Origin of the sequence: Nocardia sp. CC201C (genome assembly GCF_030010695.1) — a bacterium.
GTDB lineage: Bacteria > Actinomycetota > Actinomycetes > Mycobacteriales > Mycobacteriaceae > Nocardia > Nocardia otitidiscaviarum.
The window spans coordinates 1-3,033 of the sequence record NZ_JASCXP010000607.1; the positions used below are offsets into that span (position 1 = coordinate 1).

The window sequence follows — 3,033 nt, forward strand, 5'->3', positions numbered from 1 at the left end:
GCGTGACGATCACCGCGCCGACACCCCGCGCGACCAGCGGATCGACGGCGGCCATGATCTCGGCGGGCGTGGTCGCCGGCATACCCGTGAGCCGTTCCAGCTCTTCGGTATTCGGCATGAGGACGACGCCGGGCACACCGGCCGCGAGTTCCAGTGCGGGCCCGTCCACATCGCAGACCACGGGTACGCCCGCGTCGGTGGCCAGCCGGGCCAGCTCCGCGGGAACGCTCACATCCACCCCGCCGGGCAACGATCCCGCGATCACCACGCCGCTGCTGTCGGAGAGCAGCCCGCTCACCCGCACCCGCAGCTGTTCCACCGCGTGCGCGTCGGAGATGCGGGCCCCGGGCTCCCACAGCGCGGTGGCGGTGCCGTCGTCGGATTCGCTGATCACCACCGTGCGCCGCACCCAGGGCAGCGCGTGCACGAAATCCACCGGCATCTCCAGTTCGGCCGCCGCCGCGAAGGAGTGGTCGGAGAATCCGGTGGCCCGTGCGTAACGGCCGAGCTGGTTGAGCACCCGGGTGACATTGATACCGCGGCCACCGATGCGCTGATCGACCGATCGCACCCGATGTGCCCGGCCACGATCGAAACGCTCGACCCGATAGGTCATGTCGTAGGCCGGGTTCATGGTCACGGTGAGGATCACCCTGATTACTCTGCCTGTCTCGCGGGCCGATGCAAGCCCTTGCTTCGAATAGGGGCCACGTCAGCGCGTGCGCCGCCGATCACGACAGCCAACGGCCCCGTCGCAGCACCCGCCGCAGTCCCAGTTCGTCGTCCACCACCAGAACGTCCGCGTACCGGCCTGGACACAGATCGCCGACCTCGGTCAGCCCCAGCGCGATCGCCGGGGTGAGGCTCGCCGCCCGCACCGCCTCGGCCAGCGATACCCCGCATTCCCGCACCGCCCAGGCGACGCCCTGGAGCAGATGCGAGGTGCCGCCCGCGATGGCGCCGTCCTCCGTCCGCGCCACGCCGCCGCCGACCTCCATCTCGCGCGCACCGAGCCGGTAGCGCCCGTCGGGCATTCCGGCGGCCCGCATGGCATCGGTGACCAGCGCGATCTGATCCTCCGCGACGGCGAAGACCATGGTGCCGAATCCGGCGTCCACATGGACTCCGTCACCGATCAACTCCACGACGATCTGCCCGCGAGAGGCGGCGGTGAGCGCGGCGGCGCCCGCACCGGACGCGCGATGGTGGATCGGCGGCATGCCATTGCCCACATGGGTAACCGAGGTGGCGAACCCATTGGGGCGCAGGGCCTTCGAGAAGGCGTCGAAGTCGGCTTCGCTGTGGCCGAGGGCCACCACCGCGCCACGGTCGGCGAGCATCCGGGCCACCGTGTCGAACCCGGGCAGTTCGGGGGCGAGTGTCATGACGCGCAGATGTCCGCCCGCGGCGTCGAGCAGTCGGGAGGTGAGTCGCGGATCGGGTGCGAGCAGGTGGTGCCGGTCGTGTGCGCCGCAGCGGGTGTCCGCCAGGAACGGCCCTTCGACGTGGATGCCGCCGATCATGCCGACGGCGGCGAGTTCGCGCAGCATGGCGACCTGCTCCACCATCTCGTCGGCGGGCGCGGAGACGATGCTCGCGAGAATCGTGGTGGTGCCCAGCGCGTGGTGGTATTCGGCGGCCGCCGTCGCCTCCTCGGCGTCGAGGGTGTCGAATCCGTGCCCTCCCCCGCCGTGGTTGTGCATGTCCACCAGGCCCGGCAGCAACGTGCCGACCGGCAGCGGGGTGGGCGAGTAGGGCCGCTGCGCCTTCCAATCGGTGAAGGATCGCACGGCGGTGATGCGTTCTCCGGAGACCGTCACCACACCGTCCTCGAACGGATATCCGGCGGAGACGACCCGGCCCCGCAGGTGCAACTCGAGATGTAGTTCGGCACTCACTGCGACGCCCCGTACTTCTTCGTATTCATGACATTCCCCCGTATTCGGCGAACGATGCGGTCCCCGACAGACCCGCATATGCGCCGAGAGACCCGATGCGTGCGTGGGGCGAATTCGCCACCCCGCACGATCGGGTCCGGGCGCACCGGATGAACCATACCGAGCAGTCCATCGGCGGGTGTGGCCACCACGTCCGATACCGCCGCAGCGGCCCGCGGACCTCGGTCGAACCGGGCGCGCGCACCCGATGCCGAGCCATCCCGTGCATCCACCGTCTCCTCATCCCCTCCCACCGTATGCGCACAGCCACATCCGCACGCGCCCTTGGGAATACAACACCTCGGCGGTGACAAAGACCACCGGTGCCCCGATTGCGGTGCACCGACCGCCGACCGGTGGCGATCCGGCCGGGCCGCACCGATCGTCGACCGACGCCGCGCAGCCCGCCGGAATGGACGAATGATCATGAACGGCGCAGCCGACAACGATCTCAGCCGGGGCGAATTTCGTTGCCAATCGGAGATATTCACGTAGCAGGATGGCCGCCGTGCTCCCGCTCCCAACCAAGAACCTGCTGCTGCGGGCCTGCCGCGGCCTGCCTCCCGACGACCATCCGGTGCTGCGGTACGCCGGCCTACTCGCGGATCTGCACGAGCGCCGCCTAGCCGCCCGCCCCGGCGCGACCTCCGCCATCGACCACCACCGCGCCCGCCTCGTGCACGATATCGACCGCTGGGTCGCCACCGCGTCGCCGAAGGCCGAGAGAGACGCTCGCCTGCACACCGAGACCGTCGGCACGGTCGTCGACCGCCTGGCCCAGTTCTCGGCGCTGGCCTATCTCACCCTGACCACCTGCCCCGACGAGGCCGTCCACGACGCCTCCACCCGCCTCACCGAACTCGCCACCGCCTACGAGGACCTCGCCCAGGACATCGCCGCGGGCCGCCGCCGCCTCCCCAACCTCCTGGTCGACAGCGAATACGAGTAGCCCGGCCGATCCGGCGGGCACCCACCCGGCCGCGCACGCCATCGGCGGCGCCCGCGAGGGGGTGGGCGCCGCCGACCGTGCGGCGGATGGGTCGAGGCATGGGCGACCCATCCGGTCGGCGGGCCGGGCGCGCGGCCCCGGGGGGCG

3 protein-coding genes are annotated in these 3,033 nt (G+C 70.9%); 1 reads left to right on the plus strand and 2 read right to left on the minus strand.

Features of this window, described 5'->3' with window-relative positions:
• Window positions 1-652 (minus strand): PfkB family carbohydrate kinase (locus QK444_RS34790; RefSeq protein WP_282786245.1); only part of this gene is annotated, 652 nt, incomplete at its 3' end.
• A gap of 79 nt (window positions 653-731) precedes the next feature.
• The gene (locus tag QK444_RS34795) at window positions 732-1,898 is read right to left on the minus strand and encodes an amidohydrolase family protein (RefSeq protein ID WP_282786246.1); all 1,167 of its coding nucleotides are present in this window, start codon (window positions 1,896-1,898) and stop codon (window positions 732-734) included.
• 547 nt (window positions 1,899-2,445) lie between these two features.
• Here QK444_RS34795 and QK444_RS34800 point away from each other — a divergent pair.
• Window positions 2,446-2,886, plus strand: a complete 441-nt coding sequence (locus tag QK444_RS34800) for a DUF4254 domain-containing protein (RefSeq protein ID WP_282786247.1) — start codon at window positions 2,446-2,448, stop codon at window positions 2,884-2,886.
• Window positions 2,887-3,033 lie beyond the last annotated feature (147 nt).